Annotated in this window: 27 protein-coding genes; 7 read left to right on the top strand and 20 right to left on the bottom strand. The window is 59.7% G+C overall.

What is annotated here, in order from left to right; genetic code table 11:
- Positions 1–77 precede the first annotated feature (77 nt).
- From IE093_RS05955 to IE093_RS05970, 4 genes are all read left to right on the top strand, one after another.
- Positions 78–536, top strand: coding sequence for a DoxX family protein (locus IE093_RS05955; RefSeq protein ID WP_268247388.1), 459 nt, complete (start codon positions 78–80; stop codon positions 534–536).
- Positions 537–671: 135 nt separating this feature from the next.
- Entirely contained in the window at positions 672–2,072 is a 1,401-nt protein-coding gene (locus IE093_RS05960; RefSeq protein ID WP_189467164.1) for a sodium:solute symporter family transporter, read from the top strand.
- Positions 2,072–3,019: a metallophosphoesterase family protein gene (locus tag IE093_RS05965; protein ID WP_189467166.1), complete on the top strand. Its 948-nt coding sequence runs from the start codon at positions 2,072–2,074 to the stop codon at positions 3,017–3,019. Before IE093_RS05960 ends, IE093_RS05965 begins: the two co-directional genes overlap by 1 nt.
- A 242-nt stretch (positions 3,020–3,261) precedes the next feature.
- On the top strand, positions 3,262–4,584 hold the full coding sequence (locus tag IE093_RS05970; RefSeq protein ID WP_229803286.1) for a DcaP family trimeric outer membrane transporter: 1,323 nt from the start codon (positions 3,262–3,264) through the stop codon (positions 4,582–4,584).
- A gap of 136 nt (positions 4,585–4,720) precedes the next feature.
- Here IE093_RS05970 and IE093_RS05975 read toward each other — a convergent pair whose 3' ends face one another.
- From IE093_RS05975 to IE093_RS06065, 20 genes are all read right to left on the bottom strand, one after another.
- Complete coding sequence (locus IE093_RS05975) at positions 4,721–5,335, bottom strand: class I SAM-dependent methyltransferase (protein ID WP_189467168.1); 615 nt, start codon at positions 5,333–5,335, stop codon at positions 4,721–4,723.
- Positions 5,336–5,478: 143 nt separating this feature from the next.
- Positions 5,479–6,522 (bottom strand): cytochrome c oxidase assembly protein, encoded by a 1,044-nt coding sequence (locus tag IE093_RS05980; RefSeq protein ID WP_189467170.1) that lies wholly within the window; start codon positions 6,520–6,522, stop codon positions 5,479–5,481.
- A 40-nt stretch (positions 6,523–6,562) separates the two neighbouring features.
- Positions 6,563–7,021: a c-type cytochrome gene (locus tag IE093_RS05985; RefSeq protein ID WP_189467172.1), complete on the bottom strand. Its 459-nt coding sequence runs from the start codon at positions 7,019–7,021 to the stop codon at positions 6,563–6,565.
- Complete coding sequence (locus IE093_RS05990; protein WP_189467174.1) at positions 7,014–7,880, bottom strand: WD40/YVTN/BNR-like repeat-containing protein; 867 nt, start codon at positions 7,878–7,880, stop codon at positions 7,014–7,016. The genes IE093_RS05985 and IE093_RS05990 overlap by 8 nt, the downstream gene beginning before the upstream one ends.
- Positions 7,881–7,903: 23 nt before the next feature.
- Positions 7,904–8,647 carry a cytochrome c biogenesis CcdA family protein gene (locus tag IE093_RS05995; protein WP_189467175.1) on the bottom strand — a complete coding sequence of 248 codons (744 nt, stop codon included), beginning with the start codon at positions 8,645–8,647 and terminating at the stop codon, positions 7,904–7,906.
- 17 nt (positions 8,648–8,664) lie between these two features.
- Positions 8,665–9,045 (bottom strand): hypothetical protein, encoded by a 381-nt coding sequence (locus IE093_RS06000; RefSeq protein WP_229803288.1) that lies wholly within the window; start codon positions 9,043–9,045, stop codon positions 8,665–8,667.
- 9 nt (positions 9,046–9,054) lie between these two features.
- On the bottom strand, positions 9,055–9,606 hold the full coding sequence (locus IE093_RS06005) for a TlpA family protein disulfide reductase (RefSeq protein WP_189467177.1): 552 nt from the start codon (positions 9,604–9,606) through the stop codon (positions 9,055–9,057).
- Positions 9,607–9,621: 15 nt separating this feature from the next.
- The gene (locus IE093_RS06010) at positions 9,622–10,062 is read right to left on the bottom strand and encodes a DUF411 domain-containing protein (protein WP_189467180.1); all 441 of its coding nucleotides are present in this window, start codon (positions 10,060–10,062) and stop codon (positions 9,622–9,624) included.
- Between the two features lie 67 nt (positions 10,063–10,129).
- Positions 10,130–10,825 carry an SCO family protein gene (locus IE093_RS06015; RefSeq protein ID WP_229803290.1) on the bottom strand — a complete coding sequence of 232 codons (696 nt, stop codon included), beginning with the start codon at positions 10,823–10,825 and terminating at the stop codon, positions 10,130–10,132.
- Between the two features lie 75 nt (positions 10,826–10,900).
- Positions 10,901–11,155 carry a hypothetical protein gene (locus IE093_RS06020; RefSeq protein ID WP_189467182.1) on the bottom strand — a complete coding sequence of 85 codons (255 nt, stop codon included), beginning with the start codon at positions 11,153–11,155 and terminating at the stop codon, positions 10,901–10,903.
- 244 nt (positions 11,156–11,399) lie between these two features.
- A complete protein-coding gene (locus IE093_RS06025) occupies positions 11,400–12,131 on the bottom strand; it encodes a sulfite exporter TauE/SafE family protein (RefSeq protein WP_189467184.1) in 732 nt (243 codons plus the stop codon).
- Between the two features lie 31 nt (positions 12,132–12,162).
- Complete coding sequence (locus IE093_RS06030) at positions 12,163–12,672, bottom strand: protein-disulfide reductase DsbD domain-containing protein (RefSeq protein WP_229803292.1); 510 nt, start codon at positions 12,670–12,672, stop codon at positions 12,163–12,165.
- Positions 12,669–13,481: a prolipoprotein diacylglyceryl transferase gene (gene lgt, locus IE093_RS06035; protein ID WP_189467186.1), complete on the bottom strand. Its 813-nt coding sequence runs from the start codon at positions 13,479–13,481 to the stop codon at positions 12,669–12,671. The genes IE093_RS06030 and lgt overlap by 4 nt, the downstream gene beginning before the upstream one ends.
- Before the next feature lie 65 nt (positions 13,482–13,546).
- The gene (locus tag IE093_RS06040; protein WP_189467188.1) at positions 13,547–13,741 is read right to left on the bottom strand and encodes a c-type cytochrome biogenesis protein CcmI/CycH; all 195 of its coding nucleotides are present in this window, start codon (positions 13,739–13,741) and stop codon (positions 13,547–13,549) included.
- A complete protein-coding gene (locus IE093_RS06045) occupies positions 13,732–14,256 on the bottom strand; it encodes a DsbE family thiol:disulfide interchange protein (RefSeq protein ID WP_189467190.1) in 525 nt (174 codons plus the stop codon). The genes IE093_RS06040 and IE093_RS06045 overlap by 10 nt, the downstream gene beginning before the upstream one ends.
- An 80-nt stretch (positions 14,257–14,336) precedes the next feature.
- On the bottom strand, positions 14,337–15,035 hold the full coding sequence (locus tag IE093_RS06050) for a TVP38/TMEM64 family protein (RefSeq protein WP_189467192.1): 699 nt from the start codon (positions 15,033–15,035) through the stop codon (positions 14,337–14,339).
- Positions 15,036–15,093: 58 nt separating this feature from the next.
- Positions 15,094–15,924, bottom strand: coding sequence for a thiol:disulfide interchange protein DsbG (dsbG, locus tag IE093_RS06055; RefSeq protein ID WP_189467194.1), 831 nt, complete (start codon positions 15,922–15,924; stop codon positions 15,094–15,096).
- A 64-nt stretch (positions 15,925–15,988) separates the two neighbouring features.
- The gene (locus IE093_RS22635; protein WP_268247387.1) at positions 15,989–16,123 is read right to left on the bottom strand and encodes a hypothetical protein; all 135 of its coding nucleotides are present in this window, start codon (positions 16,121–16,123) and stop codon (positions 15,989–15,991) included.
- A gap of 26 nt (positions 16,124–16,149) precedes the next feature.
- Positions 16,150–18,639 carry a heavy metal translocating P-type ATPase gene (locus IE093_RS06060; RefSeq protein WP_189467196.1) on the bottom strand — a complete coding sequence of 830 codons (2,490 nt, stop codon included), beginning with the start codon at positions 18,637–18,639 and terminating at the stop codon, positions 16,150–16,152.
- Positions 18,640–18,727: 88 nt separating this feature from the next.
- Positions 18,728–19,135, bottom strand: coding sequence for a heavy metal-responsive transcriptional regulator (locus IE093_RS06065; protein WP_189467198.1), 408 nt, complete (start codon positions 19,133–19,135; stop codon positions 18,728–18,730).
- 358 nt (positions 19,136–19,493) lie between these two features.
- Here IE093_RS06065 and IE093_RS06070 point away from each other — a divergent pair, with 358 nt between their 5' ends.
- From IE093_RS06070 to IE093_RS06080, 3 genes are all read left to right on the top strand, one after another.
- On the top strand, positions 19,494–20,192 hold the full coding sequence (locus tag IE093_RS06070) for a cytochrome c biogenesis CcdA family protein (RefSeq protein ID WP_268247389.1): 699 nt from the start codon (positions 19,494–19,496) through the stop codon (positions 20,190–20,192).
- Positions 20,193–20,393: 201 nt separating this feature from the next.
- Complete coding sequence (locus tag IE093_RS06075; protein WP_229803294.1) at positions 20,394–22,793, top strand: heavy metal translocating P-type ATPase; 2,400 nt, start codon at positions 20,394–20,396, stop codon at positions 22,791–22,793.
- Positions 22,794–22,833: 40 nt separating this feature from the next.
- The gene (locus tag IE093_RS06080) at positions 22,834–24,462 is read left to right on the top strand and encodes a multicopper oxidase family protein (RefSeq protein WP_189467204.1); all 1,629 of its coding nucleotides are present in this window, start codon (positions 22,834–22,836) and stop codon (positions 24,460–24,462) included.
- Positions 24,463–24,613 lie beyond the last annotated feature (151 nt).

Here is a 24,613-nt window from a genome sequence, read left to right on the forward strand (position 1 = left end):
AATCGGGTGTTGGAGAGACCAACTGGATGGGCAAACACAATGTAATACGACCATTTGACATCGTCGACGGGGGAAATATGGCCAAAGCGTGGACACTCTTGTTCTTGAGAGTCTCGATGGGTTGGTTGCTGGTCATATGGGGAGTCAACAAGATAGTCAATGTGGAACATAGTGTGGCAGTGGCCAACCATTACTATTTCGGATTTCTTGCCATGGAGGCGGCGTTGCCGATCGCCGGTATTTTCCAGGTGCTGATAGGACTCCTGGTGGTGATCGGCTTGGCCAGACGTTGGGTATATCCCATCCAGTTGCTGTTCAATGGTGGATCGCTCGTTGCGGTATTGCCCTCGGTGATTGACCCCTGGGGGTGGATATTCGAAGGCAGTAATGTCTTCTTCTATCCCTCCTTGATCATCTTCGCCAGTGCGATTCTATTGATCGTCTTCCGGGATCAGGACCAACTGGCATGGGATGCGCGGAGGCAGGCCAGGAGGAACAGGAGAAAAACCTGGACCGCGTCGCGCTGCAGTCATTGAATCCCGGCAAGCCTGATCGATCGTGGATCCGTATTTTCGGTCGGACTGGCTTCAGGGCATGCCACATCCGCGATGTAAGGAAACGGGGGCCCGCTTGACCAAGGGCTTGGACTGTATGGAAAGGGAACCGGTTCGATGACACTCGACCACTCGTTGATGTTCTGGGGCTTTCTGCTGGTCTACGGTGGCCTCATGTATTGGCTATCGCCGCGCAGTCATAGCGCGGCGTCGTTTTATCGTGGGGCGGATGCGCGGGGGAACCCGGTGGGTCAGTGGTCGCTGACAGCCAGCATTTTCATCAGTTGGATCTTCGCCAAGTCGGTAACCAATGCCGCCAACCTCGGCGAAGCCTATGGCGTGGTGGGCGGGCTTGCCTATGCCACCTACTGGTTGTCGATACCGCTGGCCGGGTACGTGATCTATCTGATTCGAACCCAGACCGGTGCCGAGAGCCTGACTCACTTCCTGACCTCACGCTTCGGACGCCTGGCGGCACTGAGCTTCGGTGTGGCAATCCTGATTCGCCTTTACAACGAGGTGTGGAGCAATACCGCTGTGGTCGGCGGTTATTTCGGCGTGCCAGGGGAGCCCGGTTACTATCTGGCTGCCCTGCTGTTCACCGCCTTCACCCTGGCCTACAGCCTCAAGGGCGGGCTACGTAGTTCGATCTTCACCGACATGATTCAGGCGGTGTTGTTCGTGTTTTTCGTCGGTGCGGTGCTGTTCCTGGTCATGCCCAGTACGGGCCCCAGCCAGTTGCTCACCACTGGCAGCTTCACCCTTGGCGGCGGCATGGACCTGCTGCTGGTGGCTGGGTTGCAGATATTCAGTTATCCCTTCCACGACCCGGTGCTCACCGACCGAGGCTTCGTCAACCGCGAGAAGACCATGCTCAAGAGCTTCATCGTTGCCGGCTTGCTGGGCTTCGTCGCAGTGTTCTCCTTTAGCCTGTTAGGAGTGCATGCTCAGTTGCAGGGTATCGAGGGCATGGGCAACACCCCGGCGGCGGTGGGGCAGGCACTGGGGCTCGCGGCCCTGGCGGCGATGACCATTATCATGATGACTTCGGCGGGCTCGACCCTGGATTCCACTTTTACTTCCTTCGCCAAATCGCTGGCGGTGGATCTGCCGCGCTTGGCCGGTCGTCTTCGGGGGCTTCCCAGTATGCGTGTCGGGGCCGTGGTCATGGTGGTCTTCGCCATTCTCGGCAACCTGCCGATGTTCGCCGGCACCGATATCCTCAAGGCTACCACCGTCAGCGGCACCATGGTCATGGGCCTGGCCCCGGTGTTTCTGTTCTACCGCCTGACCCGCTGGTCGCCATGGAGCTTTCATCTGAGCTTCTGGAGCGGGGTGGGGCTGGGCATCCTGCTTGCTGCCGGTCTGATACCCGAGGCCTGGCGGATCGGCGACGGTCCCTATGGTCTGCTGTTGGGTGTCAATGCCTGGGGGCTGCTGCTTAGCACCGGCGGGTTCTTCCTGCCGCTGGTACTGCGGCGCCTGGTGCGTTCCCCCCGACTCGGTGAGGCACCCTGATGAGTGCTGGCCGTCATTGCCCCTTGGCTTATCGTTATCGACCGGAGCAGGTGGTGGCGGCTGTCGAGCCTTGCGATGCCGACGTGCTCTATGTGATCGGTGGACTGTACGGCAACCCTCTCGCACTGGAGACCATCGAGGCGATGGCCGAGGCGGAGCGTGCCGAAGGCCGTCGTGTCGAGCTGATCTTCAACGGCGACTTTCACTGGTTCGATGCCGAATGGCGAGCCTTTCAGGCGATCAATGACCGCGTGATGCGCCACACGGCAGTACTGGGTAATGTGGAATTCGAGCTGGCTGACGCGCACCCGGGGGCTGGTTGCGGCTGTGCCTATCCCGATCATGTGGACGACGGCGTAGTGGAGCGCTCGAACCGTATCATGGCGCGGTTGCGGGAGGTGGCGGCTGGGTGTCCTGAGCAAGTCGCCGAGTTGAGAAAGCTACCGCGCTATCGCTGCTTCGAACTTGCCGGGCAGCGTGTGGCGATCGTGCATGGCGACCCAGAGTCGCTGGCCGGATGGGGGCTGTCCCTGGAGGCGCTGCGCGATCATGGCCACCACGCCACGCTGTTGCACTGGTTCGAGCAGATGGGGGTGAGCGTGATCGCTGGCACCCATACCTGCTTGCCCGCCCTGTGGCGTGCAGATGAGCGAGTGATCATCAATAACGGCAGTGCCGGAATGGGCAACTTGCGTGACGATTCGCGCGGGTTGATCAGCCGGATTGCGGTCGGCAGCTCGCATCCCGATGCCTTGCTGAGCAGCAGAACTGGCGTATTGACGGTGGAACTGCTTCCCGTGGTGTTCGATATCGAGGCCTGGCGGGTGTTGTTTTCCCACTGGTGGCCAGCAGGTAGTGACGCGGCGTTGTCCTATGCCGAACGGATACGAAGCGGGACTCGGCTCGATATCGATCAGATGCATATCGCGCTTGGCGCTTGCCGATGACGTGATGTGGCGAACTCATGAAAGCTGGCCTATGTTTCTAGAACGCTTATATAACCTTCATGAAGTACAAAGTGAGAAAAGGAGATAAAAAAACCGACTTTTCGGTAAGTATACGAAGATTATGACGACTAACCTTTCAGGCATGTTGTTTGTTTGAATGTGCCTGGTAACTGGTAAAGAAGGGGCACACCTCTAAAGAAGAGGTCGTTTATCTTTATAATCATAAAAAGGGGTAAGTCATCATGGGAATCAATAATGTCACAAAAAGCTTCTCCCTATGGGGTGGTGCGCTGGGTATCGGCAGTGCGTTGATACTGGTGCCGCCTGCTATGGCGCAAGATACTACCCTGGAGGAGTTAAGAGCTCAGATGGCGGAGATGCAGCGCCAGATAGAGCGTCTGGAAAGGGAGCAACAGGCCGACAGGGAACGACTGGCTGCCGCTGAAAGGGCGCCAGCCAATGTGGTCACTGGTGGCGATATGCCGGGAAGCTTCAAACTGCCGGGTACCGATACCTCGGTGCTGATCGGCGGTTATGTCAAGCTGGATGCCATCTACGACCTGGATCAGGATCTTGGCGATACCTTGTTTGCCGATGGTATCGATGCCACCGATGAAGACAGCGACACCTCGTTCCGGGCCCATGCCCGCCAGTCGCGGCTCTATCTCAAGACCTCCACCCCCACGTTCCTGGGGGATGCCACCACTCATATCGAAGGCGACTTCTTCGGAGGTGGGGGTAACGAGGTGTTCTCCAATTCCCGCGGTTTCCGGCTGCGTCATGCCTATGGTGAAGTCGCGGGTTTCCTGGCCGGCCAGACCTGGTCGAATTTCATGCATTTCACCGCTTACCCGACCACCGTCGATTTCGATGGCCCGGTGGGCGTGAGCTTCATTCGCCAGGCCCAGGTGCGCTACACTCTGCCGGTCGGCCCCGGCAACCTGTCGTTCGCCGCGGAAAACCCCGAGAGTACTGGCTTTCCGGGATCCCGGGATACGGCTCCCGATGTGACCGCGCGTTACCACTGGACTGGCGACCAGGCCGCCGTCGAAACCGCCGCCTTGGTACGGCGCTTGGAAACGGATGATGCCGCAGCCTCCAGTGACGATTCCACCATCGGCTATGGCCTTATGCTGGCGGGCAGCATTGATGTGACCAACAGCACCACGCTGATGGCCGGGGCCATCTATGGGGACGGTGTCGGCCGCTACCTCTACACCGCCAACGGGGTAGACGATGGTAGTGACTCCATTGGCGCGGCGTTCATCGATGCCGATGGCGAGCTGGACACCATCGAGGCCTATGGCTTCAACGTGGCCGCGACGCAGCAGTGGACCGACAAGTTTAGTTCCGTCCTCTCCTTTGGTCAGGTGCGGGGGGATCGTCCCGAGGACCTCTTCCCGACCTCGACGCGTAAGCTGCAAAGCATCCACTTCGGCCACTTCTACCAGTGGACCGACCCGGTAATGCTGATGTTTGAAGTGTCACACGCCCAGAAGGAGATTCAGAGCCGGGATGAGGAAGGTAACACCCGGCTGCAGTTCGCGGCCCAGTACAACTTCTGAAAACCCTGTGCAACGAAAGCGCCACTGACATCAGTGGCGCTTTTTCCTTCAGCAACTGGTTGGCACAGATGCCCGGGGATGTATCGCTCACGAGGCCTCGAGTGGCGATGGATTCTTGTGTCGCTGCGTTATGCCATCACCTTGGCCTTGCGCGTCCTTCATAGAGAAAGGTCATCGGCTTTGGCCCTTTCATGTAACCGGTCTCGATCTGCGCCATATCGAAACCGTTACCTTCGATCATGGTGTGAATCGGCCGGTTCAAGTGACAGCCGCCGGCAATGCGCTTCCAGGCCGGCGTCAGCCGATCCTGCCACCTCTGGACACTCACCTCCGGCGCCCGTCCATGTTCCACGAACAGCAGTTGTCCTCCCGGCCTGAGCACACGGCGCATCTCGTGGAGCGCCAGTTCGGCATCGGGTATCGAGCACAGCGTCCAGGTGAGGATCACGGTATCGATGCTGGCATCGTCCAGCGGGATTGCTTCGGCGGAACCTTCGATAAAGGTCACGGGGAGCGACGATCCTGCCGCTTCCCGTTGAGCCATTGAGATCAATCGCGGCACCGGCTCAAGTCCGATCACCTCACGCACATGGGGTGAAAAGTACGGCAGGTTGAGACAAGAGCCGATCCCGATCTCAAGCACGCGCCCCTCCGCACCACCAATGACACGCTTGCGGTATGGCAGCAGTTGGCGATTGCGCATCATGAGGTTTTGCAAGTGCGGCAGGACTCGATCCTGATAGAAACCCATGGCGTCGCTCCCCTATATCGACTTTCAATTCATTGCTGCCCGTTTGGCCCGAGCCTGGCCGGTCAGTCGTCGTCGGTTCTGGCATGATGGGCGGTGGTCGCGCATCATCCAGTTCCGAGAAAGAACGGGCAAGGCAAAGGGGATTACCCTCTGACCGCGAGGGAAAGAAACATCACCGATATCAAGGTAAGGAAGACCCCACCACTGAATAGCCCTAGCATCCAGCCCAGGCGCCGGGTATTTTCCGCTGCATCTCTCGGCTCGTTACCAACCGCATCACCACCAGCAGAGGCTGGAATCGTCCTTTTCTTTCCTATTCGGTCCTTCTTGTAGCCCCAGCGTCTGAGAATCACCAGAAACGGCACCAGCGACATCATGCTGCCAAGGATCCAGACAATGAGCCCTCCCAACAGCTCATCCATTTCGCCATCCACCCACAGTCGTCCGAGTTCATCGTAGACTGGATACAATACGCTTGACTTCATCGTCAGATAGGCACCCAGGGCAATGCTGGCGGTCGTGGCAAACCACAGCATGGCCAGTCGAGTTCCATAGCGCGTAGTAGCCGAAGGACGAGTATCGAAGATGCACCACCAGAACAACAACCCGGACCCCAACATGGTGACATGCATCAGGTAATGCACCATGTCATTGCGTAAAGCCAGCTCGAAATAAGGGGGATATTGCCATACATAAGCCAGGCCTGCGAATAACAGGGTCACGGTCACTGGATGAGCCAGTGCGCTCAGCCCAGCCAAGCGCCCCACTCGAGCCAAGAATCGCCGAGTCTTCGTGTTCAAGCCGGACACGAAGGTGGTCTGAGGGGAGGGGAGAAATAACAGCATGGGTCCCAGGGCGCGTAATAATAAATGCTGCACCTGGTGCATGGAAAAGCTTCGCTCGCCAAGCGGGTCGATGGGTGACTGGAGGGCCAGAAAAAGCATGAAGAGCCCCAGAAATACCAGCGAGATTTCTCGATGACTCGTGGGCCGTCCCCGTTGTTGGCGTTGCCGTACACCGCGTAGATAGATGAAGCACACTAGCGCCAGGGGCAATAGGAAATCCAGCTCAAAGGACCAGGCAAACCAGACATTAGCCGCCAACGCACCATCGCTATGCGCTGTCGCTGGTGTCGCAAGCAGTGCCAATGGCAGGCACAGCCAGGATCGCTGTTTGGATTTGCCCATGACACTCATCCCTGGTTGAAAACATCGATCGAGCGCATCGCTACTCACTCTGCGCCGGAAATGGGGCTCCCTCGCTTTCTTCCGCTTGATGGCGGCGTTGCTCCGGCGTCCATAACGTCTTGAGGTAATTCACCACATCGCGGGTCTCGGCCGGGGTCAGGATCTCCTTGAAAGCCGGCATGGTCAGCCGTTCTGTCTTGTTCCAGGGATCACGCCATCCCTCGGAGACAATCCGGTAGAGCATGGCATCGGAATGCTTCCAGGTATGGCCCTCCGGCCCATGAGGGGGAGCCGGCAATTCGCCTTGGGCATTCTGGCGCTCCCAGTTCGGCATGCCCTCGCCCTCGATGCCGTGGCAGCTGGCACAATATTGCTGGTATATCTTTTCCCCGTCTTCCAGCAGAGTGGTATCGCTCGAAGGGGGGCCTCCCCCCGCCACGGCCTGACCGGTAGCACTTAACAGAAACCACGTCGTGACAAGGGTCCAGCGGTTATGCATCGGCGATTGTCCAGGTTTGCCCCTGGTCTTCGCTGCGCATGAGCTCCCCGTCGCGATCCAGCGCGTAGAGCGTTCCCGCCGGGGCAAGAGTGAGAGCGACTTTCTCCGTGCCGTCACCATTCACCCGTTGCCATTCCTGGCCGCCATTGTCGCTGCGCCACAGGCCCTGATCCGTGGTCACATAGACGCGTTCGGGATCGTCGAGATCGTAGGCCACATCATAGACCCTGCCGGCATCGAGCTCTCCGGTCGGCCGCCAGCCGCAGAAGCAGTCCATCGACAGTCGCACTGCATCGTCGGACACCGCGTAGAGCCAGCCGGTCTGCATGCTGCCCTCCATATCGGAGTGGAGGAGTCGGCGAATAGTCTGAGTTGGGCCGCTATCCATCTTCTTCCATGACTTACCGGCATCCTCGCTTTGGTAGAGGCCGTCATCGACGACCACGGCATAAAGCGTTTCTGGCTGGTTACGGTGCACGGTGAATGCGATAACGTCTTGGCTAGGTAGTCCCTCATCGACCTCGTGCCAGCTTTCTCCATGATCGGTGCTACGCTGCACCCCGATGGATGGACCCGCGATGTAGAGCGCCTTTTCGGCGGTTGCCGGTACCGCTGCCGTTACCACCCGCCCCTCCTTCCCCTCTTCAGGCAAGGGAATCTCTCTCCAGGTCTCGCCGCCATTTATGCTCTGGAAAAGCTGGTGGGAATCCACCTTGAGCAGCCGTTCGCCTGTTTGGTCATAACTCAGCGACGGCAATGCCTCCTCGGCGGCCCCGGCCACACCGACGATGCCCAGGCTGGCCACGACCAAGCTCGCCAATGACAGAGCATGCAAGAAGCGACTCGCGATATTTTTCATATCAGTAATTCCTTGAATAACGGCTAGCCAATGCTGCCTAGGGCAGGGAAGGTGCGCAATAACCAATAGGACAAGTCGGTCAGTTTTCCGGTGATCATCAAGATGCCCATCAGGATCATGATCAGCCCAGCCGCCATATGCATGACCCGCCCCCAGCGGCGCAAGAATTTCTGGTGTTGCAAGAAACGATCGAGCGAAATGGCACTCAGCAGAAATGGCACACCCAGGCCCAGCGAATAAATGCCGAGTAACGCCACGCCGCTCGAGGCATTGGCCGTCGAGGCGCTAACGGTCAGAATGGCGCCCAGGATAGGGCCGATGCAGGGGGTCCAGCCGAACGCGAACGCCACGCCTAGCAGATAAGCCGCACCGCGCCCGCCACCCTCTTCCTTGAGCCTGCCGATAAACCGCCATTCTCGCTGTAACCAATGCAGCGGGATGAGCCCGGTCATGAAAGCACCGAACAGGATGACGATGAGACCGCCGACAAGATTCGCTTCCTGGCGATAGATCAGCAGCAGGCGGCCGATGGCCGTGGCACTGGCCCCAAGCATCAGGAACACCGTGGAGAACCCGAGCACGAACCATATTGACTGGGTCAACACCCGGAGTCGCTCGCGCCGGTCCGCTTCCTGTATCTGCCCAAGCGAGCGCCCGGCCACGAAGGAGAGATAGCCAGGCACGAGCGGCAACACACAGGGCGAAACGAACGAGATCAAGCCGGCCAGAAAGGCAGTGACCAGGCCGATATTGGCAATTTCCAACATCACCCCTTACCCCGCGGCTAGGCTTGGAGCTTCGACACGGGCCGCTCGGTCGGCACGTTGTGATCCACTTCGTGGCGAGTGGCGGTTTCTGTCTCCCTTGACGCTGTCGGAGAGGCTTCCGCGTTGGCTTGTACGTCAGAGGCTTCGCCCTGCTCGGTAGCCTTACCTTTCTTGTCCTTGCATTTCATCATGCACATTGCTCCGCACATAACGAGGCAAGGCAAGAGGCTCACCAGGACAGGGGCGATACCGAGCAGGACCAGTTGATCCCAGCCCATGGCAAGGCCACCAGCCACGACCACGGCACCCAAAAGCATCCAACGGCGTGGTCCTGTCACCCAGCCTTTCAGGCCGGACTTCTCCTGCCCCTGCGGGGTCTTGTCGTCACAGCAACTCATAGCGCTTCCTCATTTAGTGGTTTCTATCGTTTCGGTAAGAAACTCGATCATCTCGGGGGTATCCCATTCGGCTTCCCCGACCAGGCGTCCGATCTCCATGCCCTGGCGATCGAGCAGAAACGTCGTGGGAATACCCACGGCACCCAGGTCCGCGCTGGCCATACCGGTTTTATCGACATACGGGTCGAGATGCTCGATACCTACCTCTTGATAAAACTCGTTTACGACATCGATGCCCTGGCGATCGATCGATAAGGCGACCACCTCGAAGTCATCGCTCCCCAGCTCAGCCTGGAGGGCATCAAGGGTGGGCATTTCCTTGCGGCAAGGGCCGCACCATGTCGCCCAGATGTTGAGCAGGATCAGCTTCCCTTCGAAGTCGGCCAATGTCAGTGGAGTGCCCTCATCATCCTCGAAGCTGATTTCAGCCACGTCGCGCGGGCTTTCCCAGAGAAGAAATCCATTCGGCCCCACTCTTTCGGGAGGTTCGGCGGCGGCCGAGGAGGTAATAGCTCCCCACAATGCCGCCGCTAACCAACTGGCTCCGGTCAGTTTTCTCATCACCAAAGCTCACCTTCAGTGGGCGGCGTAAATCTCAGGGGTATCGGTCGGCTGGAAAGCCAAGGTGTAGACCTCGAGTGGGCCTTGTTTCTCGCCCGACATCCCCGGTGAGCCAAGCGGCATCCCCGGTACGCTCAAGCCTTTGATGAAGGGCTTTTCTTCGAGTACCTTGGATAGGCTTTCCACGGGCACATGACCTTCGAAGACATAGTTGTCAATGAGCGTGGTGTGGCAGCCATGTAGCTTCTCGGGAACATTGTACTCGGCTTTCATCTGGGCGAGATCATTGGTATCGATCGTCTCCACTTTAAACCCGTTTTGTTCCAGATACTTGGCGTATTCAGCACAGCATCCACAGTTGGGATTCTTGTAAAGGGTCGCCGATGTCTCGGCTGCCAACCCCGTCAGGGGGAAGGTCAGCAACGCGGCCATGGTGAGTTTCTTCAAGTGCTTCATGTGTCTGATCTCCTTGGAAAGCACTGGTGTCGAGCCTAAATGTCAGGTGTGGACGATTCCGTAGGAATTAGCTGAAAATCTTCTCAAAATAGTCATGAATACGGTCCCAGAAACTATCGGATAATGCCTCGGGACCTTTCACCAGCACCTGCACATAGGAAACCAGGTGCTCAGGCGCGAATTCCAGGCCATGAAAGCGGGCGCGCATACGTCCCGACTGATCGATGACATGAGTCACGACGCCGTGGGCCTGGACGCCTTCAGCCACATCGTCGAACCTGAGGCCATAGGCTTCCGCGACCTGGCGTGTGGTGTCGGCAGACTCGTTTTCGCTCCGATAAAGAAAGCGCCAATTGGCGGGATCCAGGTCGAAATTCCTGCCGTAGGCCCGCATGTTGTCGCGCGTGCCGGCGATGTCCTCGCTATCGGTGGCGATAGTAATGAACTCGACCTCGTCACCCAGGCCGGCGTCGTTGACTTGCTCCTGCACCTCTGCGATCAAGTTCATATGCACCGGGCAGGCTTCCTGGCAGCGCGTATAGATGAAATTGAGCACAACGACGCTCTCCTCCAAGTCGGAGGAGGAGACAATATTGTCGTCAACATCGGTCAAGGAAAATGCCGGCGCTGGTTGGTCGACAAACTGGGCGTAGCGTTCCCGCTCTTGCAACTCTGCTTCGGCGTCCTCAAGGGAATGAGCAAAGGAAGGAGAACTGGTCATCAGCGATAGGATAAGTAGCGGAGCATATATTTCTTTCTTCACGCACTGTCCTCCTCTCGCCTCGCCAAAACCGTAAAGCGGCTGCTCCTGTGCGGAGCAGCCCCTGCCAATGTCCCGTCAGGCGTTACTGTCGGTCGCATGGCCCTGTTGCATGTTTTCCATCATGGCATTGCATTTTTCCATCATGGAATTCATTTCACTCATCATTCCCATCATGCCGTGCATGCCGCCTTCTTGCATCATGTCACCATGCATGCCCTTGCCTTCCATTGGCTCCTGCTGCGCCTCATCTTGTGCAAGAAGCGAGCTGGCCCCGAAGCCGCTGACAACGATGATGGCGGCAGTCAAGATCGCGTTACGACGTTTCCACATGACACTCTCCTTTCTTCCTGTGAATCCCTCTGCCAAGCAGGCAGGCGCCAAGGGGCTGTCCTGTTTGCGCTCGGCAGGAATACCGCTTGCTGAAAAAAGGTATCCTTAAAGCCCACTTCAAGGTCAAGCGTCTTTTTTAGAACCGCCGTTTTGGGGCCGGTTTTAGCAAGGGCAGGTTGCGCATCACAGTGGGTCGTGATCCCTGAGTAGCTCTACGGCAGCAGGCTGCGCTCTCAGTGACGCATCAGTGATGCGACGGCGTCATGCTGGCCATATCGTCCATGCCGGTCATGGACTGCAGATGCCAGAGTTGCCAAACGGCAAACGAAATGATCAGCAACGCCGCGATCGTGCGGGTCGCCGGATGCCGAATCCATAGCGAAACGCGACGCGCCGCCACGCCGGTCGCCAGGACGACGGGCAGGGTGCCGAGCCCGAAGGCGCCCATCATCGCCGCAGCGCGCAACGGCTCGGCCACAGCCAGACTCCAGGCCAGCATCGAGTAGATCAACCCACAGGGCATCCAGCCCCAGATCGAGCCTAGCGCAACGGCCTGGGGCACCTTCACGACGGGCATCAAGCGTCGGCCAACCGGTTCGATACGGCGCCACAGAGAGCGACCCAGGGCCTCGACATGAAGCAAGCCCTTCCACCAGTTGGCGATATACAGCGCCATCAGAAGCAGCATGACAGCCGCCAGGATACGCAGCGCCAAGGCGATACCGTCCAGGGCATGATTGAGCACGGAGCCGAGCAACGCCACCAGGGCTCCGGCGATCATATAACTGCTGATGCGGCCCATATTGTAGCCGAGCAACAAGCCGGCCAAGTGTCCCGGCTGCCGCATGCTGGGGGGCACGGCAAAGGTCAGGGCACTCATGATGCCGCCACACATGCCAATGCAGTGCGCGCCCCCCAGCAAGCCGAAGACGAAGGCTGCCGCCAACGGCGGCAGGCTCAGGTCTGTGGGATCCATTCAAAGCGCTCCTTTTTCGCTATCCCCAATATCACGAGGGGGGGCTGGTGGCGAAGGCCGCCGGAGGCGAGCCGTGAGGCGCTTCGAGCTCGATCTGTTCGGGCGGATAGCAAAGTCCCTGATCGGAACAGCCCTGAAAGGTCACCGTGATAGCCAGCGGCTCGGTAGCGGCTTCGACCGCTTCAATGGGCGCACTGAATACCACTTGGTCATAGAACACATGGATCTCCCCCAGAGACGCGTGCATCATGCGTTTGCCGGGGGGCAAGGCCAACTCACCGAAACTGACGCCCGGGGAGCGGCTTTCCAGTGCGAATTGGTGGCGGTGGAGGTAATAGTCCTCGGCGTTAATGAAGCCGACATATAGCTGCTCATCGTCTCGCCAGGCACTGGCCTGGAAGGCTTCATTAGCCGGCAGGAATTTCCGCTGAACCGGGTCGCTGAAAGGGTTGCTCTTATCACGGCCCACGGGAAACTCCCCGCGGGCCAATACCGGCGTGGCGACGAGCAGAATCAGGAGAACAGCGAAGGTCGTCTTCATGATGCCACCGCCACTTTCGCCTTATCCACCGGCTGATGCCTCGACCAGATAAGCAGGGCAAGGCCCGCGATGAGCATTGGCAGGGTCAACAGTTGCCCCATGGTCAGCCAGCCGAAGGCGATGAACCCCAGTTGGGGGTCGGGCAGGCGCACGAACTCCACGGTGAAGCGGAAGGCGCCATAGAATATCAGGAACAACCCGGAGATCATGCCCCGCTGGCGCGGTCGGCGCGACAGCCACCACAGCACGGCAAATAGCACCACCCCTTCCAGGGCGAACTCGTAGAGCGCCGAGGGATGCCGTGGCTCCGGCCCCAGCCCCATCATGGGGGGAAACACCATCGCCCAAGGAACATCGGTGATGCGCCCAGGTAACTCGTGATTGATGAAATTTCCGAGGCGCCCGGCACCCAGGCCGATTGGCACCAGCGGGGCGATGAAATCGGTCAGCTGAAAGAAGGCCAGGCGGTGCCTGCGGGCAAACAGCAACGCCGCAATCAATACGCCGGCAAGCCCGCCATGGAAACTCATACCCCCTTCCCAGATATTGAATAGCCACAACGGGTTGGCCAGTAGTTGATCGAGCCCATAGAACAGCACATAACCCAGGCGGCCACCGACTACGACCCCCACGGCACCATAGAAGAGCAGGTCACCGATATCGTCGTGACTCAAACCCAGGCGGTGGGCACGTCGTCGACCCAGCCACCAGGCGGCGATGAAGCCCACGACATACATCAGGCCATACCAGTGAATCTGTATTGGTCCAAGGGAGATGGCAACGGGATCGATCTGAGGATATTGCAGCATGGTTCTTCCTTAATGTTCTGGCAGCCAAGTCGCGTCGCCGAGTCAGCGTTTGCGATCAGCCTGGCTTACTCAATGATGCGATCGATGGTGACTTCGACTGGCGAGTCGGCCTCACCGAGCGTCACCGGTCTCGCCTCGCCGACCAGGTCGCCTGGCTGCGGGGTGGCCTCGCCCGACGAGGAGATGCTCGCCTCGATGGCCGAGGTTACCGGCGCCGACTGCATGGTCAGCAGCATGCCTGTCCAAGTCGTTATCGCCACTTTTCCACCTCCTGCATGACCTGCTCGACATCCTCGGGGGTGATATAGCCCGTGTGCTTATAGCGAATGACGCCCTCTGCATCGACGAGGAAAGTCTCCGGCACGCCGTAGACACCGAGTTCGAACCCCAGATCGCCAACTGGATCGAAAATATTGACTTCGAAGGGCTGGCCAAACTCGTCAAGAAACTCCTGCCCCTTGGCGCGGGTGTCCTTGTAGTTGATGCCGACCAAGCGTACACCGCGTTCAGCTAGTGTCAGCAACTGGGGCATCTCTTCCTTGCAGGTCGGGCACCACTCGGCCCAGACATTGACCAGCGTGACCTCACCCTCGAGCAGGGACTCGTCGACACGGCGTGAGGGGTCTTCCAGGGTCGTCAGGGTAAAGGGTGGGAACTTCTGGGCCAGCAGTACCGAATCGCGGGCGCTTGGATCCATTCCCAAGCCGCGATAGAGGAAGAAACCCAGCCCCAGAAAAATCAACAGGGGTAAAAGTAGTAACAATCGCCGTTTCACGTGTGAGCCTCACGGGAGAGGATGGATTCAGGTGGCACTGAGTGTTGACGACGGTAGCGACGGTCGGCCTCTTCAGCCCCTCAATTCGAGCTATTCTTTCGTTTTCGATGCCATGCCAAAACGAGTCTTGCCAGGATCGGCAACAGCGTGATTCCGCTGATCAGAATCAACGCGACCGTGAGGCCACGGGAGTCGGCGGTAATCAGTACTTCGCCGAACATGACGATCAGGTACGCCGTCGGAATCACGCCAGCCAGCGTGGCGATCAAGAAACGCCAGAAGGCAAGCGGTGTGAGGCCCGCCGCGTAGCTGACCGCATCAAATGAAATGAACGGCACCAATCGCGATGCGAAAATAACGATCATTAACCCAGTCTGTGAGCGATCCTTTCCCAACCAGTCCAGTATTGGGCGTACACGCGCCCAGCGTTGCATTGCCTCGTAGCCAAACAAGCGCGCTAGGCCGAAGGCGATCAAAGCGCCGGCCTCGGCACCGATGACCACATACACTGTTCCCCAAACAGGGCCGTAGGACGCACCGGCCACCAGGGCAATCGGTCCACTGGGTATCGGGCTCATGACAATGGCCGCTATCATCATGGCGATAATGGCCAGCGGTCCCCAGAAGCCCAACTGATCGACCCACTCACGCAAGGCTTGCCTATTGGTGAGCGTCGATAAGGCGCCGGTCTCCCTCAAAACCCAATAGAGAGCCGCCAAGCCAATCAGTAGGGTGGCCCCCAATACGAGCCTATGCTTTACACCAAGCTTGCTTGCCATGCCCATCTCAAGTTGTGTGGGATGACATTTCATGTCAGTCCTTTACCGTTATGGTGTGTCATTCGATACCCAGTATTCCGCGAAGCTGGTCGGTCGACACTGCGCCGTCGATACGCTGCACATTACCTTCTTCATCGCGGTAATAACTGGTCGGTGTCCCGGTGGCGCCTGCCTCGCGCATGAGCTGGGCATGCCGTGTCAGCAATGCTCGACTCTCCTCCGATGGCGTCACCGGCCCGATGCCGCCATCGCGGAAGTTCAACTCATGGGTTTCGAGGGCAATGGCTGGGTTATTCGATTCAAGAATCGCGGCAGCCTTGCGGAAACTATCTTCTGACAGAACGCCGACCAGCACATGACGAAGCTGAAGCTCGCCTTGCTCGATTAGAGGCCGTGAACTTTTCCACAGCGCGTTGCAGTAGGGACAATTGGGGTCGGTCAGTGTATACACGATATGTGACGCATCATCGGCCCCTTCCGGGATGAAGCGAGTATCTTCAAATGCGCTCCAGGCAGCCTCCAGTATTGGTCCCACTACGAGGGTGTGAACCCGGCTCCCCATCACATCTTTGCCCTGAGGGTCGATTAATTTACCGACGATAGCGTAGTCAGCAGTAGAGGGAACATAGGCTGGTATAGGCTGATTATTATAGGATAAGGCGTATCCTTGGATATCGCCGGGGGCATTGAAGGTTCCGTGGAATTTGAATCCTTGATCCAATAATGCCGTAATCGATTCGGGCAGGGGAGCCCCAGTATCGGCTGCGCTACTGACTTGGTGGCCTTCATGGGAATCGGCCTCCTTTTCCTCCGCCTGAGCAGAGAGTGAGATGAAACCGAACAGCCCTACAATAGCAAGGCAATAAGTGGAATAGATGATTTTCTTCATGAACGGCCTCTTTATCACTCTCTGATCAACCCAGGGAATAACGTCAATAGCAGGCGATTGATTTTCAGCTATCGCGCTTCTTGTTGAAGAACAGGTATTTGACGAGCGCAGCCACGCCAAGTACCAGCGCAACAATCAGCAGGATGGAAATCAGCCCCATCCCCGCCATCCCCCACGTGCATGCTTCGCTTCCCATCATCTGGGTCTCCTGTTGACTTTCGCTGCTTAAGCTTGAGGGGCTTGACCCACCACGGGTTCACCGCTTGTCATTGGCGAAACGTCGTCGATATCCGGCGTGAAGTGGCGCAACCGCAGCGAGTTGGTCAGCACGAAGACGCTGGAGACGCTCATGGCGGCAGCCGCCAGCATGGGGTTGAGCAATACGCCGACGAACGGATAGAGCACGCCCGCCGCCACGGGAATCAGGGCCAGGTTGTAGCCATACGCCCAGACGAAATTACCGATGATGGTCCGGTGGGTACGCTTGGAGAGCGCCGTGGCATTGACGATGCCTCGCAGATCGCCACGCATCAGCACCACGTCACCGGCCTCGATCGCGATATCAGTCCCGGTGCCGATCGCAATGCCCACATCGGCCTGGGCCAGCGCCGGCGCATCGTTGATCCCGTCCCCCACGAAGGCGACACGCTTGCCCTCCGACTGGAGGCGCCGTATCTCCGCCGCCTTCTGGTCCGGCAGGACCTCGGCGAGCACCCGCTGAATGCCGGCCTGCCGGGCGATGGCGTCGGCCGTGGCGCGATTGTCGCCGGTGAGCATGGCCACTTCCAGACCGAGTGCCTTGAGTGCCGCGATGGCCTCGGCCGAGCCCCCCTTGAGCGGGTCGGCCACCGCGATGATCGCAGCGAGCCGACCGTCCATTGCGGCATAGAGCGGGCTCTTGGCGTCTTCGGCGAGCGCCTTGGCGCGCTCTTCCACCTTGCCAAGCTCAATGCCTAGCCGGTTCATGTAGCGATCGGCCCCCACGTGAAGCCGGTGACCGGCGACGTCGGCCTCGATACCATAGCCCGGTTCAGCGCTGAAATGGCTGACGGCCGGCAGCTCAAGTCCACGCTCCTTGGCACCGCGCACGATGGCCTCGGCAATGGGGTGCTCGCTCTGCGCTTCCACCGCCGCTACCAGTCGAAGCACCTCGCTCTCGTGACCGTCGATCGCTTCGAAGTCGGTCAGCTCGGGGCGGCCTCGGGTCAGCGTGCCGGTCTTGTCCAGCACCACGGTATCCATCTTGGCCAGCGTCTCGAGCGCCGCACCCTTGCGAAACAGCACACCCATCTCGGCGCCCTTGCCGGTGCCGACCATGATTGCGGTCGGGGTGGCCAAGCCCATCGCGCAAGGGCAGGCGATCAGCAGCACACTCACAGTCGTGACAAAGGCGAAGGATAGGGCCGGCGCCGGCCCGACGGCTAACCACACCCCGAAGGTAATCAGGGCGATGGCGATAACCACGGGTACGAACACCCCAGCGATCTTGTCGGCAAGCTGCTGGATCGGGGGCTTCTCGGCCTGAGCCGCTTCCACCATCCTGATGATTTGCGACAGTACTGTGTCGGCGCCGACCCGCGTGGCGCGGAAGGTGAGCGCACCATTCTTGTTGATGGTGCCGCCGACGACTTCGGCATCCTTGTGCTTGGCGACCGGTATCGGCTCACCACTGATCATCGACTCGTCGACGTAGGAATGCCCCTCTTCAACGACGCCGTCCACCGGGATACGTTCACCCGGGCGGGCCAGAATGCGATCGCCGGGTACGACGGCCTCGATCGGCACCTCGACCGCTTCGCCATCACGGATGACGCGGGCGGTTTTTGCCTGCAGTTGCAGAAGCTTCTTGATCGCCTCCGAGGTACGGCCCTTGGCGATATGCTCGAAATAGCGTCCCAACAGAATCAGTGTCACGATCACCGCTGCTGCCTCGAAGTAACTTTCGGCGGTGCCAGCTGGGAAAAAACCAGGCACCAGCAGGGCAGCGACCGAATAGAAGTAGGCGGCGCTCGAGCCGATCATGACCAAACTGTTCATGCCTGGATTGGCATGCCTGAGTTCGGCATAGCCGGAGCGGTAAAAACGCGCCCCGGCGTAGAACAGGACAGGAGTGGTGAGCAGCCACTCGATCCCCATCCAGCCTCGGTGTGGCATCAGGCTCGAGAAGAGTGCCTCCAGCGCCGGGATCATCTTGCCCATGGCGATGATGACCACCGGGATCGTGAACACTGCAGCGAGCACGACCCGGTGGCGAAGCTGCCGTCCTTCCCGATCCTCGCTGTCCGCTTGCTGTGGCGTATCGACATCCTGCGGCTCATAGCCCGCCTCCTGGATGGCATGATGGATACGCGACAACGACACGGCACCCGGCAGAAAACGTACGAAGGTCTTCTGTGTGGCGAGATTGACACTCACTTCCACCATGCCAGGCAGCTTCGCGAGCGCTCGCTCTATCCGCGAGACGCAGGATCCACAGCTCATGCCGGTGACGGAAATGTCGATGCTTTCCACCACCGGCTGATAGCCTGCGGCTTCGATGGCATCCACCAGGCTAGCAGTCGTAGTGTCTCCCTCAACCTCGATGGCCGCCTTCTGCGAGGCCAGGTTCACCTGAGCATCGATAACGCCTGGCTGCTGACCGAGTGCCCGTTCCACACGACCGACACAAGACGCACAGGACATGCCCCGAATCTCGATATCGACGTTTTCTGCCATTATTGTTGCCTCCCAAGTTCGTTTTTCACCGACCGGGTATGCGAGTGGCGGGCGCCAGGTGTGACGCTGCTCATGATCATGCTTCCGATCACTCTTCTTGTCCGGCGATGGCCTCAACGATCGGGCAGCCTTCCTGCATCGGCCCTTCGCCTGTGCATTCGGCAAGGGTTCTCGACAGCACAGCCTCGATCCGCGAGAGATGCTTGATTTGCTCGCGGATCTTGTGCAGCTTCTCTTCGGCGATGCGCTTGGCCTGCGCCCGGTCACCGTTGGCATCCTGGAGGATCAGTAACTCGCGGATCTCATCGAGCGTGAAGCCCCACTGCTTGGCGTGAACGATGAATTGCAGCCTGGCCACGGCATCCATGGGATAGCGCCGGTAGTTGGCTTCCGTCCGCTGAGGAGCGGGCATGAGCTTTTCTTTCTCGTAAAAGCGAATCGCCTGGTTGGCGACCCCGCTGAGTTCGGAAAGCTCCCCGATACTGAGTGTTTGCATGGATTCACCTATGCTGCATCCCAATTGACGAGATTTGGCAGTCAACAAAATCGCTTAATCCGGTTGTTGCAGGATTTTCTAATATTTCTGGCTAGAGTACCTGGCTATCTCTTGGGAACGATAACCTTAAAGTCAACTATAAGGTCAAGCGTATTCGGCAATGCAAAAAGCCCTGTTTTGGTATATGGATATTCAATAATTCGTAGTTGACCTTTAAGCAGACAAAGGCTTTAGAATTTAACTATCGTTGAACTCAATGTGAAACAGGCAGCCCTGCTGCCAGAGCAGGACGGTTCGTTCATCGCATGTTGACAGCCTCAGGAAGCGTAACTCCTTGGAATCTCTCTCTTCTATCGGTTTGCTTGGTGCTTTCACCGGCGGTCTGATCTCCTTTTTTTCTCCATGTACGCTACCGTTGCTGCCAGCTTACTTGTCAGTAGTGACGGGCGGTAGCGCCGGCAAAGCCGACAAACGTCTAGAAGCGCTGATTCTCAGTGCCTTCTTCGTCGTAGGTTTTAGTATCGTGTTCATCTTGCTGGGCCTCGGTGCCAGCAGTGCCGGCCAACTGCTACGTGGTTATCGCCAGGAATTCAACTGGATCGCCGGCTCCGTGGTGATCGTGTTGGGCCTCTTCATGACGGGGGTGTTCCGCTTGCCGCTCCTCCAGCGCACCCTTCAGTTCACCCCCAGCGTTCAAGGCGGTTCCCCACTGGCGGCGACGGTATTCGGTGTTTCCTTCGCCATTGGCTGGACGCCCTGTATCGGCCCCATCCTGGGTACCATCCTGATGGCCACGTCCACTGCCACCAATGCCCAGGCCGGCATGGTCTATCTCAGCACCTACTCGGTGGGGATGGCGTTACCGTTCCTGGCCAGCACGCTATTCCTCAATAGCCTGAGCCAGCATACGCGGCGGCTTTCTCAGTGGAGTGCCTACACTCGGCCAGTTGCCGGCACGATCGTGATCCTCATGGGCGTCGCTATTGTCTCGGGCACCATGACGCGGCTCTCCAGCATCATGGTCGACCTGTTTCCGTCCCTGGCGACTCTGGGCTAGTCATTTCAGCGGTGTATATGCCCTCATGCAAGCATGGGAAGCACTGCCTCCGTCCATTGAAAGACCCAATGAGCCACCGCAAAGGTTTTTGATCCTTCCTTTACCTTCTCACCGTGGCAAGGTTTAACATGTTCATATCAGCAAGGAGGTGAGGGTAACCAACCACGCATCATGAACCTTTTGCGCAATGGAGGGTTCGTCATGGAGAAAGACCCCGTTTGTGGCATGAGCGTCGACCCTGCATCAGCGGAAAGCGTCGAACATGGCGGGGAGCGTTACCATTTCTGTAGTAGCCACTGCGTCGAGCGCTTTCGCGAGGATCCGGACGGTGTGCTTGCCGATACTTCGGCGGCTGCGTCGGAGCCCAGTGGCAATGTCAGCTATGTCTGCCCCATGTGCCCTGGCGTGGAAAGCGACGAGCCGGGGGATTGTGCCAAGTGTGGCATGGCACTGGAGCCCGCCAGGCCGAAATCGTCGTCGAAAGTCCAGTACACTTGCCCGATGCACCCGGAAGTGAGGCGCGATGAACCCGGCGACTGTCCCAAGTGCGGCATGGCGCTCGAGCCCACCCGCGTTTCCGGAGAGGAGCGCAGCGCCGAGTTCATCGACATGTTTCGCCGCTTCTGGGTGGGCGGCCTGCTGACGTTGCCGGTGCTGTTCGTCGCCATGGGCAGCATGCTGCCCGGTATCGGCCCCTGGCTGGAAGAGGTACTGCCCGCCGGCGGTGGTCACTGGATCGAGCTGATCTTTGCCACGCCCGTGGTGTTGTGGGCCGGATGGCCATTCTTTTCGCGTGGCTGGAAGTCCATCGTCACCCGCAATTTGAACATGTTCACGCTGATCGCCCTCGGTGTGGGGGCGGCCTATGGCTACAGTGTCGTCGCCACGCTCGCGCCGGGCGTCTTCCCGGACACCTTCCGCGCCGCCGATGGTACGGTCGGCGTGTACTTCGAGGCGGCAGCGGTGATCGTCGTGCTGATCCTGCTCGGCCAAGTGATCGAGGCCCGCGCCCGCGAAAAGACCGGCAGCGCCTTGCGTGCGATTCTCGATCTCGCCCCGCCCACCGCGCGGCGCATCGATGCTGAAGGCAACGACCGAGAGGTCTTGCTCGACGAGCTGCATGCCGGTGACCGTTTGCGGGTACGCCCCGGCGACAAGGTCCCGGTCGACGGCGAGGTGCTCGAGGGCAGCAGTACGGTGGATGAATCCATGGTGACCGGGGAGTCCATCCCCGTCGAGAAGCGCGAGGGCGAAACGGTCATTGGCGGCACCGTGAATGGCCAGGGCAGTTTCATCATGCGTGCCGACAAGGTCGGGGAGGATACGGTTCTCTCGCAGATTGCGGAAATGGTGGCCGAAACGCAGCGTTCGCAGCCGCCCGTGCAGCGGCTTGCCGACGTGGTTGCCGGTTACTTCGTTCCCGCGGTGGTTACCGTGGCGATACTGGCGTTCGTGGCTTGGGGGCTCTGGGGACCGCAGCCGGCGATGGCCCACGCGGTCATCGCCGCAGTGTCGGTGCTGATCATCGCTTGTCCCTGTGCCCTCGGCCTGGCAACGCCGATGTCGATCCAGGTCGGTGTCGGTCGCGGTGCCCGTGGGGGCGTGTTGATCAAGAATGCCGAGGCGCTGGAGCGTTTCGAGAAGGTCGATACGCTGGTCGTCGACAAGACCGGCACTCTCACCGAAGGCAAGCCTCATGTCGTCTCGCTCGAGCCGGCTGCCGGCATTGATGACGCGCAGTTGCTGCAGCTTGCCGGCAGCCTCGAGCGAGGCAGCGAGCATCCATTGGCCGAGGCCATCGTCGGCGCGGCGCAAGAGCGTGATGTCGTGCTCAGCGATGCCAGCGACTTCGAGGCAGTGACCGGCATGGGGGTGACCGGTCGGGTCGAAGGGCGTGATCTTGCGCTTGGCAATGCCCGGCTGCTCAAAACGCGTGGCGTGGAGATGGCGGAGTGGGCGCAACGCGCCGAAGCGCTGCAATCCGAGGGGAAAACCGTGATGTTCCTGGTGGCCGACGCTCAGGTCATGGGGTTGATCGGTGTCGCCGATCCAATCAAGGAAACCACTCCGCAGGCAATCCGCTCGCTCAAGGAGGGCGGCCTGCGCCTGGTCATGCTCACCGGTGACAATCGCGCCACTGCCGAGGCCGTGGCGCGACAGCTTGGTATCGACGAAATCGAGGCGGACGTGCTCCCCGAAGACAAGGGCCGTATCGTGCGCGAGCACCGTGAGGCCGGGCGAGTGGTCGCCATGGCCGGCGATGGCGTCAATGATGCCCCCGCGCTGGCGGAGGCCGATGTCGGTATCGCCATGGGGACGGGGACCGACGTCGCCATCCAGAGCGCGGGCGTGACCCTGGTACGGGGAGACCTCGCCGGGATTGCGCGCTCCCGCCATCTCAGTCGCCGGGTGATGCGCAACATCCGCCAGAATCTGTTTTTCGCCTTCGTGTACAACAGCCTCGGGGTGCCCGTGGCCGCCGGAGTGCTGTTTCCGTTCACTGGATGGCTGCTTAGCCCTGTCTACGCCGCTGCCGCGATGAGCCTGAGCTCGATCTCGGTTATCTCCAACGCGCTACGGCTACGCGCCGCCAACCTATGAGCGGGAGCCGCCGACCACCGTAGAAGAAGTGGGGAACGTCATGGCCGATGTCGACCTGCAACGACGCATGGTATTACGCCGAATCGGCGGTGTAGTGGCGTTGTCGACTCTGGCGGGGGGCGGGGTATGGTTCGGAGGATACCGCCCCAGCTCGCTGGCGGTGGCCGAGTCCACGTCAACGGCCGTGAAGGAGCCCTTCGACGTCGACTTGCGCTTGCGAGCCCACCCCGACAAGGTTTCTATTCTGCCCGGCGCAGCGAGCGAGGTTTGGCGTTACACGGCCGAGCGAGTCGCCGGGCCTGAAGGGAGCCTCACCCCTGTCGGTGATAGCTATACAGGTCCGCTGATCCGGCTGCACCGTGGCCAGCGCTTGCGTGTGCGCATCGACAACGGCCTGCCCGAAGACACCACCGTCCACTGGCATGGCCTGCACGTGCCATCGGACGTGGACGGTCAGCCGCGCTTGCCGATCGCGCCGGCGACGAGCAAGACGGTCGCATTCGATGTCGTGGATCGTGCCGGCCTGTACTGGTACCACCCCCATCCCCACGGCCCTGACGGTGGCCGGGTCGGCTTTCAGAGTTACGCCGGTCTCGCCGGCCCACTGTTGATCACCGACGACACGGAGCGTGCCCTCGGTCTGCCCGACGGAGAGCAGGAGTTGGTGCTCATTCTGCAGGACCGTACCTTTACCGATGGCAACGAGCTTCAATACCTCGGGGCGGGCATGGGCTCGATGATGACCCGCATACGGGGCTTTCGGGGAGAGCGGGTGCTGGTGAACGGTCGTCCGGACGCGCGCCGCGAGGTGGCGACGCGGCCCTACCGATTGCGTCTGCTCAACGGCTCCAACTCGCGCATCTACAAGCTGGCCTGGAACGACGGCCGGGCGGTGACCGTCATCGGCACCGACGGTGGGTTGCTCGCCAAGCCCGAACGGCGCCGCTCGGTCACGTTGGCGCCGGCCCAACGAATCGATCTTTGGGTCGATTTCGGCGATACCGGGCCTGGAGAGTCTGTACAGCTCGTGAGTGAGGAGTACCAGCTCGGCATGATGGGCGGAAGAGGGATGATGGGTGGCGGTGGCATGATGGGCCAAGGAATGATGGGTGAGCAAATGGGCGACATGATGGATCGGGGCATGATGGGCGAGATGATGGGGAGCGAGCGGATCCCGCTAGTCACCTTCGCTGTCGTCGCGCGGGCGAACGATTCCGCAACTCTGCCGCAACGTCTCGCCCAGGATCTGCCGGCATCCCCGGTACAAGCCGATACGCCAGTACGCCGCTTCGAACTGGGCATGCGCATGATGCAAGGTTTCACGATGAACGGCCGGCGGATGGAGGGCGCGACGGTGGCGGACGACGAGATTGTCCGGCTAGGGCAGACGGAAGTCTGGGAGTTCGTCAACAATACCATGATGCCGCATCCCATCCACGTCCATGGACTGCAGTTCCTGGTTCATGAACGGATACCGGCGGGTGGCAAGACGGATCTGCATGATGGGATCATTGATGCGGGATTGCACGATACGGTGTTGGTGTTCCCGGAGGAACGGGTGCGCATCGCTCTGACCTTCGAAAGCTTCGAGGGACTGTACATGTACCATTGCCACAATATGGAACATGAGGATACCGGCATGATGCGCTACTTCAAGGTAGTGGCATAGCGAACCGGCGTATTTCGATCACGAAACGACCGCAAGATTTCCTCCATTTGTCGTGTGGCAACAAGGTGGTCGCCCGTCAACACGCGGCAGTTGTGCCGGGTGGCTGCAATCTCAACCGCGCCATACCCGAGCTCATCGAACACGCTGGCTT

It is taken from the genome of Litchfieldella qijiaojingensis (assembly GCF_014651875.1).
Taxonomy (GTDB): Bacteria; Pseudomonadota; Gammaproteobacteria; order Pseudomonadales; family Halomonadaceae; genus Litchfieldella; species Litchfieldella qijiaojingensis.

Excerpts from the sequence above, each read along its gene's own strand:
- IE093_RS05955 (WP_268247388.1), top strand. The coding sequence starts at position 78 with ATGGCCAAAGCGTGGACACTCTTGTTCTTGAGAGTCTCGATGGGTTGG.
- IE093_RS05960 (WP_189467164.1), top strand. The coding sequence starts at position 672 with ATGACACTCGACCACTCGTTGATGTTCTGGGGCTTTCTGCTGGTCTAC.
- IE093_RS05965 (WP_189467166.1), top strand. The coding sequence starts at position 2,072 with ATGAGTGCTGGCCGTCATTGCCCCTTGGCTTATCGTTATCGACCGGAG.
- IE093_RS05970 (WP_229803286.1), top strand. The coding sequence starts at position 3,262 with ATGGGAATCAATAATGTCACAAAAAGCTTCTCCCTATGGGGTGGTGCG.
- IE093_RS05975 (WP_189467168.1), bottom strand. The coding sequence starts at position 5,335 with ATGGGTTTCTATCAGGATCGAGTCCTGCCGCACTTGCAAAACCTCATG.
- IE093_RS05980 (WP_189467170.1), bottom strand. The coding sequence starts at position 6,522 with ATGGGCAAATCCAAACAGCGATCCTGGCTGTGCCTGCCATTGGCACTG.
- IE093_RS05985 (WP_189467172.1), bottom strand. The coding sequence starts at position 7,021 with ATGCATAACCGCTGGACCCTTGTCACGACGTGGTTTCTGTTAAGTGCT.
- IE093_RS05990 (WP_189467174.1), bottom strand. The coding sequence starts at position 7,880 with ATGAAAAATATCGCGAGTCGCTTCTTGCATGCTCTGTCATTGGCGAGC.
- IE093_RS05995 (WP_189467175.1), bottom strand. The coding sequence starts at position 8,647 with ATGTTGGAAATTGCCAATATCGGCCTGGTCACTGCCTTTCTGGCCGGC.
- IE093_RS06000 (WP_229803288.1), bottom strand. The coding sequence starts at position 9,045 with ATGAGTTGCTGTGACGACAAGACCCCGCAGGGGCAGGAGAAGTCCGGC.
- IE093_RS06005 (WP_189467177.1), bottom strand. The coding sequence starts at position 9,606 with ATGAGAAAACTGACCGGAGCCAGTTGGTTAGCGGCGGCATTGTGGGGA.
- IE093_RS06010 (WP_189467180.1), bottom strand. The coding sequence starts at position 10,062 with ATGAAGCACTTGAAGAAACTCACCATGGCCGCGTTGCTGACCTTCCCC.
- IE093_RS06020 (WP_189467182.1), bottom strand. The coding sequence starts at position 11,155 with ATGTGGAAACGTCGTAACGCGATCTTGACTGCCGCCATCATCGTTGTC.
- IE093_RS06025 (WP_189467184.1), bottom strand. The coding sequence starts at position 12,131 with ATGGATCCCACAGACCTGAGCCTGCCGCCGTTGGCGGCAGCCTTCGTC.
- IE093_RS06030 (WP_229803292.1), bottom strand. The coding sequence starts at position 12,672 with ATGAAGACGACCTTCGCTGTTCTCCTGATTCTGCTCGTCGCCACGCCG.
- lgt (WP_189467186.1), bottom strand. The coding sequence starts at position 13,481 with ATGCTGCAATATCCTCAGATCGATCCCGTTGCCATCTCCCTTGGACCA.
- IE093_RS06050 (WP_189467192.1), bottom strand. The coding sequence starts at position 15,035 with ATGGCAAGCAAGCTTGGTGTAAAGCATAGGCTCGTATTGGGGGCCACC.
- dsbG (WP_189467194.1), bottom strand. The coding sequence starts at position 15,924 with ATGAAGAAAATCATCTATTCCACTTATTGCCTTGCTATTGTAGGGCTG.
- IE093_RS22635 (WP_268247387.1), bottom strand. The coding sequence starts at position 16,123 with ATGATGGGAAGCGAAGCATGCACGTGGGGGATGGCGGGGATGGGGCTG.
- IE093_RS06060 (WP_189467196.1), bottom strand. The coding sequence starts at position 18,639 with ATGGCAGAAAACGTCGATATCGAGATTCGGGGCATGTCCTGTGCGTCT.
- IE093_RS06065 (WP_189467198.1), bottom strand. The coding sequence starts at position 19,135 with ATGCAAACACTCAGTATCGGGGAGCTTTCCGAACTCAGCGGGGTCGCC.
- IE093_RS06075 (WP_229803294.1), top strand. The coding sequence starts at position 20,394 with ATGGAGAAAGACCCCGTTTGTGGCATGAGCGTCGACCCTGCATCAGCG.
- IE093_RS06080 (WP_189467204.1), top strand. The coding sequence starts at position 22,834 with ATGGCCGATGTCGACCTGCAACGACGCATGGTATTACGCCGAATCGGC.